At 68.0% G+C, this 14,318-nt stretch carries 17 protein-coding genes; 5 read left to right on the top strand and 12 right to left on the bottom strand.

Annotated elements, in window-relative coordinates:
- The first annotated feature begins 91 nt into the window (after window positions 1-91).
- Window positions 92-670, top strand: coding sequence for a molybdopterin-dependent oxidoreductase (locus GXN78_RS12100; RefSeq protein ID WP_106559373.1), 579 nt, complete (start codon window positions 92-94; stop codon window positions 668-670).
- Between the two features lie 12 nt (window positions 671-682).
- Here the strand turns inward: GXN78_RS12100 and GXN78_RS12095 are convergent, their stop codons facing one another.
- Complete coding sequence (locus tag GXN78_RS12095) at window positions 683-1,096, bottom strand: GFA family protein (protein ID WP_106559372.1); 414 nt, start codon at window positions 1,094-1,096, stop codon at window positions 683-685.
- A gap of 292 nt (window positions 1,097-1,388) precedes the next feature.
- On the opposite strand from GXN78_RS12095, the gene GXN78_RS12090 reads away from it, so the two are divergent.
- Entirely contained in the window at window positions 1,389-2,000 is a 612-nt protein-coding gene (locus GXN78_RS12090) for a hypothetical protein (RefSeq protein ID WP_204162250.1), read from the top strand.
- Here the strand turns inward: GXN78_RS12090 and GXN78_RS12085 are convergent.
- The gene (locus GXN78_RS12085) at window positions 1,997-2,134 is read right to left on the bottom strand and encodes a hypothetical protein (RefSeq protein WP_164255432.1); all 138 of its coding nucleotides are present in this window, start codon (window positions 2,132-2,134) and stop codon (window positions 1,997-1,999) included. The two genes, GXN78_RS12090 and GXN78_RS12085, sit on opposite strands and share 4 nt — an antisense overlap.
- Before the next feature lie 142 nt (window positions 2,135-2,276).
- Here GXN78_RS12085 and GXN78_RS12080 point away from each other — a divergent pair, with 142 nt between their 5' ends.
- Complete coding sequence (locus GXN78_RS12080; protein WP_106559370.1) at window positions 2,277-2,771, top strand: hemerythrin domain-containing protein; 495 nt, start codon at window positions 2,277-2,279, stop codon at window positions 2,769-2,771.
- Here GXN78_RS12080 and GXN78_RS42195 read toward each other — a convergent pair.
- On the bottom strand, window positions 2,752-3,015 hold the full coding sequence (locus GXN78_RS42195) for a hypothetical protein (protein WP_164255431.1): 264 nt from the start codon (window positions 3,013-3,015) through the stop codon (window positions 2,752-2,754). The genes GXN78_RS12080 and GXN78_RS42195 overlap by 20 nt on opposite strands.
- 151 nt (window positions 3,016-3,166) lie before the next feature.
- Here GXN78_RS42195 and GXN78_RS12070 point away from each other — a divergent pair, with 151 nt between their 5' ends.
- Window positions 3,167-3,613, top strand: coding sequence for a hypothetical protein (locus tag GXN78_RS12070; protein WP_106559369.1), 447 nt, complete (start codon window positions 3,167-3,169; stop codon window positions 3,611-3,613).
- 74 nt (window positions 3,614-3,687) lie between these two features.
- Here GXN78_RS12070 and GXN78_RS12065 read toward each other — a convergent pair whose 3' ends face one another.
- The 9 genes from GXN78_RS12065 to GXN78_RS12025 form a co-directional block, all read right to left on the bottom strand.
- Window positions 3,688-4,713: a uroporphyrinogen decarboxylase family protein gene (locus tag GXN78_RS12065; RefSeq protein ID WP_106559368.1), complete on the bottom strand. Its 1,026-nt coding sequence runs from the start codon at window positions 4,711-4,713 to the stop codon at window positions 3,688-3,690.
- A 19-nt stretch (window positions 4,714-4,732) separates the two neighbouring features.
- Window positions 4,733-5,437, bottom strand: a complete 705-nt coding sequence (locus GXN78_RS12060; protein WP_106559367.1) for an ABC transporter ATP-binding protein — start codon at window positions 5,435-5,437, stop codon at window positions 4,733-4,735.
- Complete coding sequence (locus tag GXN78_RS12055; RefSeq protein ID WP_239142677.1) at window positions 5,430-7,127, bottom strand: branched-chain amino acid ABC transporter ATP-binding protein/permease; 1,698 nt, start codon at window positions 7,125-7,127, stop codon at window positions 5,430-5,432. The genes GXN78_RS12060 and GXN78_RS12055 overlap by 8 nt, the downstream gene beginning before the upstream one ends.
- A 150-nt stretch (window positions 7,128-7,277) precedes the next feature.
- Window positions 7,278-8,144, bottom strand: a complete 867-nt coding sequence (locus GXN78_RS12050; protein ID WP_106559365.1) for a branched-chain amino acid ABC transporter permease — start codon at window positions 8,142-8,144, stop codon at window positions 7,278-7,280.
- A 1-nt stretch (window position 8,145) separates the two neighbouring features.
- Complete coding sequence (locus GXN78_RS12045) at window positions 8,146-9,363, bottom strand: amino acid ABC transporter substrate-binding protein (protein WP_106559364.1); 1,218 nt, start codon at window positions 9,361-9,363, stop codon at window positions 8,146-8,148.
- A 56-nt stretch (window positions 9,364-9,419) separates the two neighbouring features.
- The gene (locus tag GXN78_RS12040) at window positions 9,420-10,394 is read right to left on the bottom strand and encodes a tripartite tricarboxylate transporter substrate-binding protein (RefSeq protein ID WP_106559363.1); all 975 of its coding nucleotides are present in this window, start codon (window positions 10,392-10,394) and stop codon (window positions 9,420-9,422) included.
- Window positions 10,395-10,421: 27 nt separating this feature from the next.
- The gene (locus GXN78_RS12035) at window positions 10,422-11,558 is read right to left on the bottom strand and encodes a CoA transferase (protein ID WP_106559362.1); all 1,137 of its coding nucleotides are present in this window, start codon (window positions 11,556-11,558) and stop codon (window positions 10,422-10,424) included.
- A complete protein-coding gene (locus tag GXN78_RS12030; RefSeq protein WP_106559361.1) occupies window positions 11,555-12,361 on the bottom strand; it encodes a citryl-CoA lyase in 807 nt (268 codons plus the stop codon). Before GXN78_RS12030 ends, GXN78_RS12035 begins: the two co-directional genes overlap by 4 nt.
- A gap of 31 nt (window positions 12,362-12,392) precedes the next feature.
- Window positions 12,393-13,277: a dioxygenase gene (locus GXN78_RS12025; protein ID WP_106559360.1), complete on the bottom strand. Its 885-nt coding sequence runs from the start codon at window positions 13,275-13,277 to the stop codon at window positions 12,393-12,395.
- 106 nt (window positions 13,278-13,383) lie between these two features.
- On the opposite strand from GXN78_RS12025, the gene GXN78_RS12020 reads away from it, so the two are divergent.
- Complete coding sequence (locus GXN78_RS12020; RefSeq protein WP_106559359.1) at window positions 13,384-14,292, top strand: LysR substrate-binding domain-containing protein; 909 nt, start codon at window positions 13,384-13,386, stop codon at window positions 14,290-14,292.
- Window positions 14,293-14,318: the final 26 nt, after the last annotated feature.

Genomic DNA, 14,318 nt, shown 5'->3' with positions numbered 1-14,318 from the left:
TTGCTTGATCGCCGCGACGTCGCCAAAACCGAACTCCCGTCGGCGGCACGAAGTGCTTCCCCGCGATGGCGCCTCACTCCACAATCGCCCGATGAACAAACGACATTTCCTCGGCACCGCGGCACTCGCCGCATCGTTCTCTTCCCTCCACGCGTCGGCGGCAGACAAGACCCCGAAGGGCCCCGGCCTCCTCACCGTCAGCGGCGCAGTCGGCAAGACCAACCGCGGCCCCGTCGATCCCGCGCTCGACCAGTTGATGGCGAAGCACGGCGTCAAGTTCGACAAGGCCTACGTCTTCGACGCCGAGGCCTTGCGCCGCCTGCCGGTGGTCCGCATCAAGCCGACGCTCGAGTACGACGCCAAGGTGCACGCGCTCGCCGGCCCCTTGCTGACCAGCGTGATGGAGGCCGCGGGCGTCGCCGCCGACGCGATGCTGGCCCTGCGCGCGGTGGACGGCTATGTCGTGCCCATGCGCATGGCCGACGCACGCAGCTACCGGATGATCGTGGCCACCGAGATGGATGGCGCCCCGCTCGCGCTCGGTGGACTGGGGCCGTTATGGGCGATCTTCGAGGCCGATACGCTGGCCGCGTTCAAGGACAAGCCGCTGAAGGAACGCTTCGCCCTGTGCCCGTGGGGTCTGTACAGCGTCGAGGTCACGCGCGGCTGAGGGCGCCTGCCCTCACATCGGCGGCATCCTGTCGAACTTCGGCAATGCCGGATCCAAGGAATCCCATTCGTGCCCTCGCACGGCATACGTGACCACCTGCGGCCGATAGCGGCCGGGATCGTCGAGGCTCGCGGCGTGCACGGTGAAGACGTCGGGCATCGCTGCGAAGGTCATGTACACGGGTGAGCCGCAGGTCGGACAGAACGCCCGGGTCTTGACGTTGCCGCTGTCGCCGACCATGTTCCACAGCGTGGCCTGGCCGCTGTGCTTCACGCCGCCGCGCGGGAAGGTGAGGTACGAGCCGTGGCCGGTGCCGCTCTTGTGCTGGCAGTCGCGGCACTGGCAGTGGTTCTGGAAGATCGGCTCGCCTGAGATCTCGTAGCGGATCGCGCCGCACGCGCAGCCGCCGGTGTAGGCCTGAGTCATTTCTCTTGTCCTTTCAAAGTCATCGGGCTTCGATGCGAACAAGTCTCTCCCGAACGGGAGCGCGGCCGGGAGTAACAAGATCGTCGCGAATCGCGGCGGGTCTTCCGGGGGCAACCCCGCTGTTCAACCCCGCGTGCCGCTCCCATAATTCGCCCAGCCTGAAGCAGGTCGCCGAGCCACGGCGCGAACAACAATCCATCGACGAAGGAGACGAACCATGGCAAAACGTCTTTCCTGGCCCCTGCGGGCCGTATTGATTGGCCTCCCCCTTGCCGTTGCAGCGTGTACGGCGATGAAGTCCGGCGGGATGGGAAGCGCAGGGATGGGTTTCTTCGTGACCAGCGTCGGCGCCGGCAAGGGCGCCGATCTGGGCGGGCTGGAAGGGGCGGACCGCCATTGCCAATCGCTGGCGTCGGCGGCCGGTGCGGGCGGCAAGACCTGGCGCGCCTACCTGAGCACCCAGGGCAAGGACGGCGTGCCCACCGTCAATGCGCGCGACCGGATCGGCAAGGGTCCCTGGAGCAACGCGAAGGGCGATTTGATCGCACGTGATGTCGATCAATTGCACGGCGCCAACAACATCTCCAAGCAGACCGCGCTGAACGAGAAGGGAGAGCTCGTCCTTGGGCGCGGCGATACGCCCAACCGCCACGACATCCTGACGGGTTCGCGCGCGGACGGAACGGCCTTCTCGCCGAACGACACCGACATGACCTGCGGGAACTGGACGCGCAGCGGCGCCGAAGGGGTCACCATCGTGGGCCATCACGACCGCTCGGGCCCGACGACGGACCCCTGGTCCACGTCGTGGAACTCCTCGCATCAATCGCGCGGCGGGTGCAGCCAGCAGGCCTTGCGCGGAACGGGCGGGGACGGCTTGCTGTACTGCTTCGCCACGAACTAGGGCAGGGAGATCTCGCGGCCCCGGAGCAGTGCCGCGAAGCCGGCGTCGGCAAGCCTCTCCGGCGTGGCGAACACGAGGCGCGCCGAGCCGTCGCGAACGGCTTCCTCGCCCGAACGGATCTCGTCGGCTTCCACACGGCTGAGTTGGCGGCGAAGCGCTGCGTTCCCGCCCCTTCCGCTTTGTCGATATTTCTCCCGCGGCGCGTTCCTACGCGAGGCCCGATCACGTCATCACAAGCTGTGCTTCCCCGCAACCACCCCACCATTGGAGCCCACGATGCCCACCACCAAACGCCCAGAGCCCGACGCCTGCAGCCTGCTCGACAGCGACCACCGCAACGTGAGGAAGATGTTCAAGGAGTACGAGACGCTGGCTAGCTCGAAGGCGGCCAGTGCGTCCCAGAAGAAGCGCGACCTCGCCAACCAGATCTGCATGGAGCTGACCGTGCATGCGCAGATCGAGGAAGAGATCTTCTATCCCGCCCTGCGAGAGGCCATCAAGGACACCGACCTGCTCGACGAAGCCGAGGTCGAGCACGCGAGCGCCAAGGACCTGATCGCACAGATCCAGGACGCGGCCGAGGTCGACGACAAGTTCGACGCCAAGGTCACGGTCCTCGGCGAGTACATCGACCACCATGTGAAGGAAGAGCGCAACGAGATCTTCGTCAAGGCGCGCGCGGCCCGGGGACTCGACCTGGTCGCCATGCGCGAGCAGCTGGAGACTCGCAAGGAAGAGCTGATGGGCGAGCTCACCGGAGCGGCCGCCTGACCTGGACGCCGCAAAGAAATCGAGCGGACAGCTTGCGGTTCGGATCGCGGTGCGCGAGGCCATGCTCGAAGCCGACTTGGCCCTGCCCCCTGCGGCGCGTGGCATTGTGCTGTTTGCGCATGGCAGCGGGAGCAGTCGATTCAGCCCACGCAATCGCGAGGTGGTCCAAGAGCTCAACGCGGCTCGCCTGGCCACCCTGCTGGCGGACCTGCTGACCGCCAAAGAAGAAGCGGTCGATGAACACATGCGCCAGCTGCGGTTCGACATCGGGTTGCTCGCCGATCGTCGCTCGCGCGCGACTGGTTCCTTCGCCATCTCACCCACATTGACGATGACGCTGAAGTTCAAGCAGGAACATGGGGTCCCTACAACCTGTCGGCGTCGAGGAGACCATCATGAAAAAGCTGTTGTTGATGTTCGCCATTGCATCTTCGTGCCTGGTTGCCGTCCAGAGTGGCGCGCAGGTCAGCACGCCGCCACCGCCACAGCCGCCGGCGACGCTCGGCCCGGCCGACGCCGCGTACAAGGCCGACCGCGACAAGATCGCAGCCGAATACAAGGCGGCCAAGGCTCAGTGCGACACCATGAAGGGCAACGCCAAGGACGTCTGCACCGAGGAAGCCAAGGGCAAGGAGAAGATTGCCAAGGCTGAACTCGACCAGCAGCGCAAGCCCAGCGACAGCAATGCGCGCAAGGTCGCCGAGGCGAAGGTGGAGGCCGTCTATGGCGTCGCCAAGGAGAAATGCGACGACCAGAAGGGCGATGCCAAGGCCGCTTGCGTGAAGCAGGCCAAGGCAGAACAGGCGAAGGGAAAGGCCGACATCAAGGCCATGAAGAAATGAGCGTCAGCCGCAGCGGTGCCTGCCAGGGCGCATCCGGAGAGGCTTGCGCGTCCGAGCTGCCTGCGCGCGAGCGGCTACGTCGCGTGCTCCTCGCGCAGCACGCGCGCCGCCGCGACCATCGCCCGCAGCTTGCCGATCGCCGCCTCCCGCGGCAAATACTTCATGCCGCAGTCCGGCGCCAGGATCACGTTCTCTGCCTTCACATAGGGCAGCGCACGCCGGATGCGCTCGACGATGGTCCCGACCGACTCCACCTCCGGCGTCGACAGGTCGATGCAGCCCACCATCACCCGCTTGCCGTCCAGCGCGGCCAGTGCCGAGCAGTCCAGGTGCGACTGCGCCGTCTCCACCGACACCTGCCGGCAGCTGCACTGCGCCAGCTCGGGCAGAAAGGAATACCCGCTCGGCCGCTCGTGGATGATCGCCGCGTAGCCGAAGCAGATGTGCACCGCCGTCGTGCCCGTGATGCCTTCGAGCGCACGGTTCAGCGCCGCCAGCCCGTACTGCCGTGCCTTCTCGGGCCGCGCCTGCATGTAGGGCTCGTCGATCTGCACCACGTCGGCGCCGGCGGCGAACAGGTCGCGGATCTCCGCGTTCACCGCCTCGGCATAGTCCATCGCCGCCTCTTCCTCGGTCTTGTAGAAATCGTTCTGCGCCTGCTGCAGCATGGTGAAGGGGCCGGGCACGGTGATCTTCACCTGCCGCTCGGTATGCGCGCGCAGGAACTTCAGGTCCTCCACTTCCACCGGATGCCGCCGCCGGATGCGCCCGACGATGCGCGGCACCGGGTTCGGATGCCCCGAGCGGTCCAGCGCCGTTCCGGGGTTGTCCAGGTCCACGCCGTCGAGCGCGGTCGCGAAGCGGTTCGAATAGCTCTCGCGCCGGATCTCGCCGTCGCTCACGATGTCCAGTCCGGCCTCTTCCTGCGCGCGGATCGCCATCAGCGTCGCGTCGTTCTGCGCCTCTTCCAGGTACTGCGGCGGAATGCGCCACAGCTCGCGCGCCCGCACCCGCGGCGGGAAGCGGCCCGCCAGCTTGGCGCGGTCGATCAGCCACTCGGGCTGCGGAAAGCTACCGACGATGGTGGTGGGGAACAACATGGGCTTCTCCATATAAAACTCAGACGCCGAGGTACACGCGCTGGATCTCCGGCCGCGCCAGCAGCTCCTGCGGCAGGCCTTCGGCCACCATGCGGCCCTCCTCCAGCACATAGGCGCGCTGCGACACTTCCATCGCCATCGCGACGTTCTGCTCCACCAGCAGCACCGACACGCCGTCGGCATTGATGCGCCGGATGGCCGCGAACATGTCGCCCACGATGCGCGGCGAGAGGCCCAGCGATGGCTCGTCCAGCAGCAGCAGGCGCGGCCGCGCCATCAGCGCGCGGGCGATCGCCACCATCTGCTGCTGCCCGCCCGAGAGCTCGCCGGCCGGGCTCGCGAGCTTCTCCTTCAGCGCCGGAAACAGCTCGAGCACTTGCGCCATCGTCTGTTGCCGGTGCGCCTTGGCCTGCGGCAGCAGGCTGCCGAGCTCCAGGTTCTCCTGCACCGTCATGCCGGTGAAGAGCCGCCGCCCCTCCGGCACCAGCGCGATGCCGGCCTCGCAGAAGCGATGCGCCGCCAGCCGCGTGATGTCCTTCCCGTCGAACACAATGCGCCCGCTGCGCGCGCGCAGCATGCCGGCCAGCGTGGCGATCAGCGTGGTCTTGCCGGCCCCGTTGGGCCCGACCACGCACAGCAGCTCGCCGCGCCGCAGCTCCAGCGACACGCCCCACAGCGCATTCGCCGCGCCGTAGGCCACCTGCAGGTCACGCACTTCAAGCATGGGCGGCCTTTCCGAGATAGGCGCTCATCACCTCGGGCCGCTGCATCACGTCGCGCGCCGCGCCCTCGGCCAGCAGCTCGCCGTGGTTGAAGACCACGATGCGGTCGGTCAGTGCCATCACCGCGCGCATCACGTGCTCGACGAAGACGATGGTGGAGCCTTGCTCACGGATGCGCCGGATCAGCGCCACCGCATCGTCGATCTCGCCGGGCGTCAGCCCGCACAGCACCTCGTCCAGCAGCACCAGCCGCGGGCGCGAGGCCAGCGCGCGCGCCAGCTCCAGGAATTTGCGCTGGTGCAGGTTCAGGTCTTCGGGCCGCGCGTCGCGCTTGGCCTCCAGGCCGGTGAATTCCAACCAGCGCATCGCCTGCCGCTGCGCGTCCGAGGGGTCGCGCACGGCGCCGCCGAACATCGTGGCGATGGCCACGTTCTGCAGCACGCTCAAATGCCCGAAGGGCCGCGGGATCTGGTAGGTGCGCGCGATGCCGCTGCCCGCGATGCGGTGGGCCGGCAGGCCGTTGAGGCTGCGGCCCTCGAACTCGATGTGCCCGGCGGTTGGGGTGTAGTGGCCGCTGACGACATTGATAAAGGTGGACTTGCCCGAGCCGTTGGGGCCCAAGAGTCCCAGGATCTCGCCGCGCCGCACCTCCACGTCCACACCCGACAGCGCACGCACGCCCTTGAAGGACTTGCTCAGCCCCTTCACGCGCAGCAGCACCTCGCCTTGCGGGGCCGCGCTCGCCACGGCCGGCGGGGCGAGGACCGCCGCCGCGGGCGCAGGCGCCACCACTGTTCCTGCACCCGGCGCACGCCGCCACAGCCGCCGCACGCGTTCCAGGATGCCGTCGGGCATGAAGAGAATTGCCGCGATCAGGATCACCCCGATCAGCGCCTTGCCCGCCACGGCATGGTCCGCCGCGGTAAAGCTGTAGAGCAACCCCGTGATCGCCACCGCGCCGATCGCCGGCCCGGCCCAGTGGCGCGTGCCGCCGAGCACGCTCATCAGCACCACCGTCAGCGGCACCGTGATGGTGAACACCTCGCCCGCCGTCACGTACGACAGGAACAGCGCGTGGATGCCGCCCGCCACCCCCGCCAGCCCGCACGACACGGCCAGCGCCATCAGCTTGTAGCGGTAGGTGGGCACGCCCAGCACCTCGGCCGCTTCCTCGTCGTCGTGGATCGCGAACAGCCCGGCGCCGAACTTCGACACCTGGATGCCCCAGGCGATCAGCAGCGTGACCACCGCCGCGGCCAGCGCCAGCAGGTAGAAGGTCGACGAGGCCGTGGGCCCGACCTTCGGCACCGTCACCGCCGCCAGCGAGACGCCGTTGCCGCCATCGAGCGGCGTGTTGACGACGATGGTGCCGATCACGAAGGTGATCGCCAGCGTCAGCAGCGCGAACAGCTCGCCGCGCACGCCCTTCACGCGGAACACGATCGCGCCCAGCGCCACGCCCAGCACCATCGCCACCAGCGCTGCGGCGGGCAACGTCCAGAGGAAGGGCCAGTCGTAGCGCGCCATCAGGTTGGCGCTGGTGTAGATGCCGGCGCCGAAGAAGGCGCCGTGGCCGAAGGAGAAATACCCCGAATAGCCCGAGAGGATGTTCCACGAGGTGGCGAGCACCACCCAGTGCAGCATCAGGTAGAGCAGGGAGTCGTAGAAGGCCGGCAGGCCGAGCTGGGGCACGAAGGCGAGCGCGATGCCTGCGAAGAGGATGAGGAGCGGGGTCAGCCTCTTCCCCGTTGGGCGCGATGCGATCGCGTTCGTTGCCCCCGCTCCCTCTCTTGCCCTCTCCCAGAGGGAGAGGGAACCAAGTCCGATGCTTTGCGGCTTCATCTAAGCACTCTTTCCCGGCCTGAACAGAAGAATCAGGATCAACAGCGTGAACGACACGATCGGCGCCCACGAAGGCGCCGTCACCGCCATCGTCACCGCCTCGCTCACGCCGATCAGCACCCCTGCCACCAGCGGTCCGAGCGCACTGCCCAGCCCGCCCAGCATCACCGCCGCGAACACCACGCCGATCCAGGCGTACATCTGCGAAGGCGTGAGCGTGAAGCTCAGCGCCAGGCACACGCCCGCGATGCTCGCGAGCGCCGCGCAGGTACCGGCCAGCAGCAGGCCCAGCGCCTTCTCGTTGACGCCGAAGGCCGAGGCCACCGGCCCGTCCTGCGCGGCAGCGCGCAGGGCGCGGCCCAGGTCGGTGTAGCGCAGCACGCCCCACACCGCGAAGGCGAGCGCCACCGCGATCACCAGCGTGATCAGCTCGGGCACCGGGATGTACAGTCCCGCGAGCTTGAACTTCTGCTCTCCGTAGTGCGACTCGAGCTTGCGAAAGTCCGCCGTCCAGATCGACTGGATCACGCTCTCCGCGATGCCCGTCAGCCCGAAGGTCAGCAGCAGCGAGTTGAAGGGCGTCACCGCAAAGCGCGCCATCACCCAGTGCAGCCCCGCGCCGAGCGCGAAGAACAGCGGCACGATGACGAAGAGCGTCAGCAGCGGGTCCATGCCCATCGACGCCATCTGGTAGCAGAGGTAGGCCGCCAGGAAGGCGAACGCGAAATGCGCCAGGTTGATCAGGCGCAGCAGTCCCCAGCTGAGGCTGAGCCCCAGCCCCATCAATCCGTAGAGCGCACCGACGAAGATGCCGGAGAGAATGGACTGGGACAGCAGCGAGATGCTGGGCAGCGTGAAACCGCTCATGTCAGGGCACGATCATCTTGGCGCCGCCGGAGGTCACTTCCTTCGGCCACACCACCACCCACTTGCCCCCCTGAATCTGCTTGATGCGCATCAGGTCGTCGCCGAAGTTGCCCGTGCCGTCGAAGCGCAGCTTGCCCTGCAGCGTGTCGACCTTGTTGGCCTTGAGCCAGGTGCCGATGGCCTTGTCGTCCAGGCTCTTGGTGGCGACCACGCCCGCTTCCAGGATCTGCCACGCGGTGTACGAAGCCGCGGCCTGCGTCTCGACCGAGGTGTCGGGGAAGCCGGCCTTGGCGGCACGCTCGCTGTAGAGCTTGACGAACTCCGCCGCGCCCTTGTTGGCGATAAAGGGCGGCTGCGCCTCGAAGATGGTGGCCGAGAGCGCGTTCTTCGCATCCGGCGACGCGAGCAGCGGCCCCGGCGCCGGGTACAGGTAGAAGTGCTGCGGCGGCGAGTAGTCGATCTTCTTCATCGCGTCGAGCAGCAGGTTGCCCTCCAGCCCGATTGCGCCGACCCACACGAAGTCCGGCTTGGCATCCTTCACGCGATTGGCGATCGGCCCGAAGTCGCGGTTGCCGAAGTCCCATTCGAGGAACAGCACCTCGGTCAGCCCGCGCTTCTTGATCACCTCGCGCGCACCCGCGCTCATGAACTGGATCGAGGGGAACTTGCTCGTCACCACCGCCACCGTCTTCGGCGGCTTGGGCGAGGCCGCAAGCGCATCGAAGAGCGTGTTGGGTACCGTGGTCGCCGGGTCCGAGCCGATCGACCAGGCCGGGAACTGCATGTCGTACTTGGCCAGCGAGGGAATGCCCAGCGTGTGGTGCACCAGCACCTTGTTGTAGCGCTGCGCCACGCCCATGGCCGAGAGGATCGCGCCGGTCGCGTAGGGCCCCATCAGCAGGTCGACCTTGTCCGCGGTCACCAGCTGCTCGTACAGCGTGCGCGCCAGGTCGGGCTTGGACTGGTCGTCCTTCACCACCCACTCCACCGGCCGGCCCAGCAGGCCGCCGCGCTGGTTGAGCTGCTCGACGTAGATCTCGCCCACCAGCTTGTGGATCTGCGCCGTCGCCGAGAGCGGCCCGGTGAGTGCCAGCGTGCTGCCGATGCGGACCGGCTGGCCCGCCGGCTGCTGTGCCAGCGCGAAGCCGGCCGCGGCCAGCGCGATGGCGCCCACGGCGGCGCGCCGCCCGATGCCTCGAAGGTTCTGCTGCGTCTTCATGGTTCCTGTCTCCTATAAATTCTTGTGAGCGAAACGAACAAAAAAACGAAAGCCTTTCAGTCGACTTGAGCCACCGAGCGCTTCACGAGCCCGGCCCACTTCCCGAGCTCGATCTTGTTGAAGGGCTGCATCTCCTCCGCGCGCATCGGCCGCGACTCGATGCCCTGCTCGCGCAGCTTGGCCATCACCTCGGGCTGCGCGAGCGCGGTGGCGCCGGCCGTGCGCAGTTGCGCCAGCGTGGCCGCCGGCGTGGCGGCGGGTGCGTACAACATGAACCACGCGACCAGGTCGAAGTCGGCGATGCCCTGCTCCATCAGCGTCGGCACATCGCTCGCCGCCGCGCTGCGCGCCGCGCCGCTCGCGCCCAGCGCGCGCAGCTTGCCCGCCTTGATCTGCGGCATCACCGCGGCCGGGTGATAGAACATGAAGTCCACCTGCGATGCGATCACGCCCGTCAGCGCCATTGCGCCTTCCTTGAAGGGCACATGAATCATCTTTCCGCCCAGCCGCTGCGCCAGCAGCTCGCCCGCCAGGTGGCCCGAGGTGCCGTTGCCGGCCGAGGCGAAGGTCACGCCCTGCGGCTTCGCGGCGGCCTGCGCCAGGTCCTTCAGCGACTTGATCGGCGAATCCGCCGCCACCACCAGCAGCGTCGGCGTGTAGCCGACAAAAGCCACCGGCGCGAAGTCGCGCATCGGGTCGTAGGGCAGCTTGCTGAAGAGCGCGGCGTTGATTGCGTGCGTGCCCACCGTGCCCATCACCAGCGTGCGGCCGTCGGGCGCCGACTTCGCGACCAGGTCGCTGCCGGTCGAGCCGCCCGCGCCCGCGCGGTTGTCGACGATCACCGGCTGCTGCAGCGCCTTGCCCAGCGCCTCGCCCACCACGCGCGCCACCGTGTCGGTGGTGGTGCCGGCGCCGAAGGGCACCACCATCTTGATCGGGCCCCCTTTGTCTTGCGCCTGGGCCTGCCCCACCGCGCCCGCGAGCAGCACGCCCGCGGCGAGCAGGGTGCGCATCGTTGTCCTGAAAGTCATTCGCTTGTCTCCGTCTTCTTTGTCTGTCTACTTGCGCTTCAGTGCCGCGCGGATCTCGTCGTTGTGCTCGCCCAGCGTCGGCGGCGGCCGCACCTGCAGCGCGCGCTCGCCATCGAAGCTCACCGGCGAGCGCACCGTGCGAAAGAGCCCCATCACGGGATGCTCGGCCGAGGTCATCAACTGCAGGTGCTTGGCCTGCGGGTCTTCCAGCGCCTCGCTGGTGTCGTACATCGGCGCGTTGGGCACGTCCTCGCGCTGCAGGCGGCGGCACCATTCGTCGCGCGTCTGCGTGGCGAAGCGCGTGCCCAGCAGCGCGATCAGCGCCTCCTGATTCTCGATGCGCGCATCGCGCGTGGCAAAGCGCGGGTCCTCGAAGATGTCGGGCTGCTCGATCGCCACCGCCAGCCCGCGCCAGAACTTCTCGGGCGACGACATGTGCAGCGCGATCCACTTGTCGTCCGCGCAGCGCAGCACGTACGACTGCGACACGCTCGGCCGGCTGTACGGCCCCATCACCTCGTCCACCTGGAAGAAGTGCGTGAAGGCATCGAGGTTGAAATGCGCCATCGCCTCCAGCATCGACACCTCGACCTTGCGCCCGACGCCCGTGCGGCCGCGCTCGTACAGCGCGCCCAGCACGCCGTAGGCCGCGTAGAAGCCGGTCAGCGAATCGGCAATGGCCGGCCCCACCACGCGTGGGTTCTCGGGGTTCACCAGCAGGTTGAGAAAGCCGCTCGCCGCCTGCGCCACCGTGTCGTAGGCCGGCCTGTTCGCGGCAGGGCCCGTCGAGCCGAAGCCGCTGATCGCCACGTAGATCAGCTTCGGGTTCAGCGCCTGCAGCCGCTGCGCGCCCACGCCCAGCTTCTCCGCCACGCCGGGGCGGAAGTTCTGGATGTACACGTCGGCATCGGCGATCAGCGCGTCCAGCACCTCGCGGTCTTCGCTGCTCTTGGTGTCCAGCGTGATGCTGCGCTTGTTGCGGTTGTAGGTCTGGTAGTGCGGGCTGTACAGCCCGTTCTTGAAGGCGCGAAAGGGGTCGCCCGTGCCCGGCTGCTCCACCTTGATCACGTCGGCCCCCAGGTCGCCCAGCAGCATGCCGGCCGCCGGCCCCGTGATGAAGGTGCCCTGCTCGATGACCTTGAGGCCTTGCAGCACAGGGATCATGCGTGCTTCCCGAAGCCCGGCGGCACGTCGCCGTCGTATTCCATCTCGCGCGTCGCCTGGTAGGACAGCGCGAAGCCGATCGGCTGGCGGATCTCTTCCACCATGTGCGCGATCAGCCCCGCGGTGCGCGCCAGCATCGGTATGCCCTTGAGCGCTTCGACCGGGAAGCCCGCGCCCAGCAGCACCGAGGGGATTGCGCCCGACACGTTGAGCTTGAGCGACTTGCCCAGCAGCTCGGGCAGTTGCCGCTCGCAGGCTTCGGCGATCTCGACGAAGTGCAGGCTCGTGCCGGCTGCCTTGGCCGCATCGAACAGCGCACCCACGCGCGCGTCGCGCTCCTTGTGCAGCGGATGGCCGTAGCCGGGAACCGAGCGGCCCGCCGCGCGCCAGGCCTTCATCACCGCGAGCGACGCCTGGTCCATCGCCATGCCGGCCTGCATCTTCTCGTCGATCTCGACGTACATGCGGCCCGCCGTTTCCGACGAGCCCAGCACCACCGAGCCGCAGCCCAGGATGCCCGCCGCGACCGCGCCCTGCATCGCATCGGGCGCCGCGGCGAAGGTCATGCGCGCGGCCTGCACGCTGGGCACCAGCCCGTGCTCGGCGATCGCCACGAGCGTGGCGTTCAGCACCGCGGTCTGCCCCGGCGTCGGCATCTGCCCCGTCAGCAGCAGGAAGAAATGGTCGACGAAGGAGATCTTGCCGATCAGCTCCTTCGAGAGGTCGCGCCCGCGGATCACGATCGTGTGTTCGTCCGAGGTGCAGATGGCCGTGCGCGGCACGGTGGCCTTGCCGATCTTCATGAGGGTCCTTGCAAAAAAAGAAAAAAGGGATTCAGGCCGCAGGTGCAAGCCTGACGTCGAAGCTCGCCGAGTAGTACGGCTCGCGCATCTCGCGCCCGTCGACCGCCTTGCCCGGCGCGTGCTTCTCGAAGTCGACCACCAGGCTGTCGCGCTTGCCGAAGACGGCGTCCTGGTCGATGTAAGGGCTGCCGGCGACGAAGACCTGCGTGGTCAGCGTCACGTGCCCCGGTGCCGAGACCTGCAGATGGATGTGGCCCGGCCGGTAGATGCTGCGCTCGGTGCTGTGCATCATCTGCCCCACCGGCCCGTCGTCGGGAATCGGGTAATAGGCAGGCAGGATCGACCAGAACCAGTAGCGTCCCTGCGCATCGGTGCGGAAGCGGCCGCGCGCCGCCATCGTCGGCTCGGTGCTCAGCTGCACGTCGTACTTGCCCTCGCCGTCGCCCGACCACACGTCGAGCAGGGCGCCTTCCAGCGGCGCGCCGTGCACATCGGTCACGCGGCCCATGTAGAAGGTCGGTTCGCCGCGCGCGCTGCCGCGGATGTCGGCGCCCAGCGGCATGTCGGGCGCGCCGGCCCAGTAGAACGGGCCTTCCACCGTGGCCTCCGTCGCCTCGGTCGCGCCCTTGGCGCCGCCGCTGGCGCGCGCCTGGTCCAGCGCCACCACCATCATCGACAGGCCCAGCGTGTCTGAGAGCAGGATGAACTCCGGCCGCTTGTCGGTCGAGATCTGCCCCGTCGCCTCGAGAAACTTCATCGCCGCGAGCCATTCGTCCGGCTTCAGGTCGACCTCGCGCGCGAAGGCGTGCATGTGCTTCACCAGCGCGCTCATGAGCTCGCGCAGGCGCGGGTCGGGCGTCTTCGCGAAGGCGTCGAGCACGTCCTGCGTGATGCTGTCCTGGTTGTAGTCCGCCATGTCTTGTCTCCTGTTCTGGCCGGACGATAGGCCGCGAAGGAGGCCGCGACAAATGATGAATTTCCATCGATATCATCGATGGCATCGATCATTTGCAGGGGTTTGTATGGAGATGAGGCATCTGCGCTACTTCGTCGCACTGGCCGATTGCCTGAGCTTCACGCGCGCCGCCGAGCGTGTGCATGTGACCCAGTCGACCCTCTCGCACCAGATCAAGCAGCTCGAGGAAGAGCTTGGCCAGCCCCTCTTCGAGCGCATCGGCAAGAAGGTCGTGACCACCGAGGCCGGCGAGCTGCTGCGGGGCTTTGCCTCGCGCGCCCTGAAGGAGGTCGACCAGGGCGTGGCGCTGCTCAAGCCCGGCGCCGGCAACCTCACCGGCAAGGTGCGCATCGGCGCCACCCACACCTTCAACATCGGCCTCATCCCGGAGTGCGTGGCGCAGTTCCTGGCGCGCCACCCCACCGTGCGCATCAGCGTCGAGGAGCTGGCGGCCGAGGTCATCGCCGCCCGCCTCGCGGCAGGCGAGCTGGATCTCGGCATCTCCTACCGCCCGCAGGACCCGACCGGCCTGTGGTTCGAGCCGCTCTACAACGAGGAGATGGTGCTGGTCGTCTCCACTGGCCATCCGCTGGCCGGCCGCAAACGCATCCGCATGGTGGAGCTGCACCGGCAGGACCTGGTGCTCGTCTCGTCCAGCTTCTCGACCCGCACCATGCTCGACGAGTGCTTCCACGCCTGCGGCGCCGAGCCGACCGTGGTGGCCGAGATGTCGACCGTGGCGCCGATGCTGGCGCTGGTGGCGCGCACCATGATCGGCTCGATCGTGGCCATCAACGCCGTGCCGGAGGCGATGGCGGGGCTGAAGGTGATCCCGCTGGAGAGCCCGACGCCGGTGCGGACGCCGGGGATCCTGTGGCGGCTGGGGGAGAGCAAGCCGGCGGCGGTGCAGTCGTTTGCGGTGATTTTGAGGAAGACGGCGTTGAGCAACAGCTTGCGGCGGGAGGGGCCTGGGTGATATTCACTGCACAGCCAATATTCACT

The organism is Variovorax sp. WS11 (assembly GCF_010499245.1).
GTDB lineage: Bacteria > Pseudomonadota > Gammaproteobacteria > Burkholderiales > Burkholderiaceae_C > Variovorax.
The sequence above is the reverse complement of the archived record's forward strand: the minus strand, read 5'-3'. Positions and strand labels throughout refer to the sequence as shown.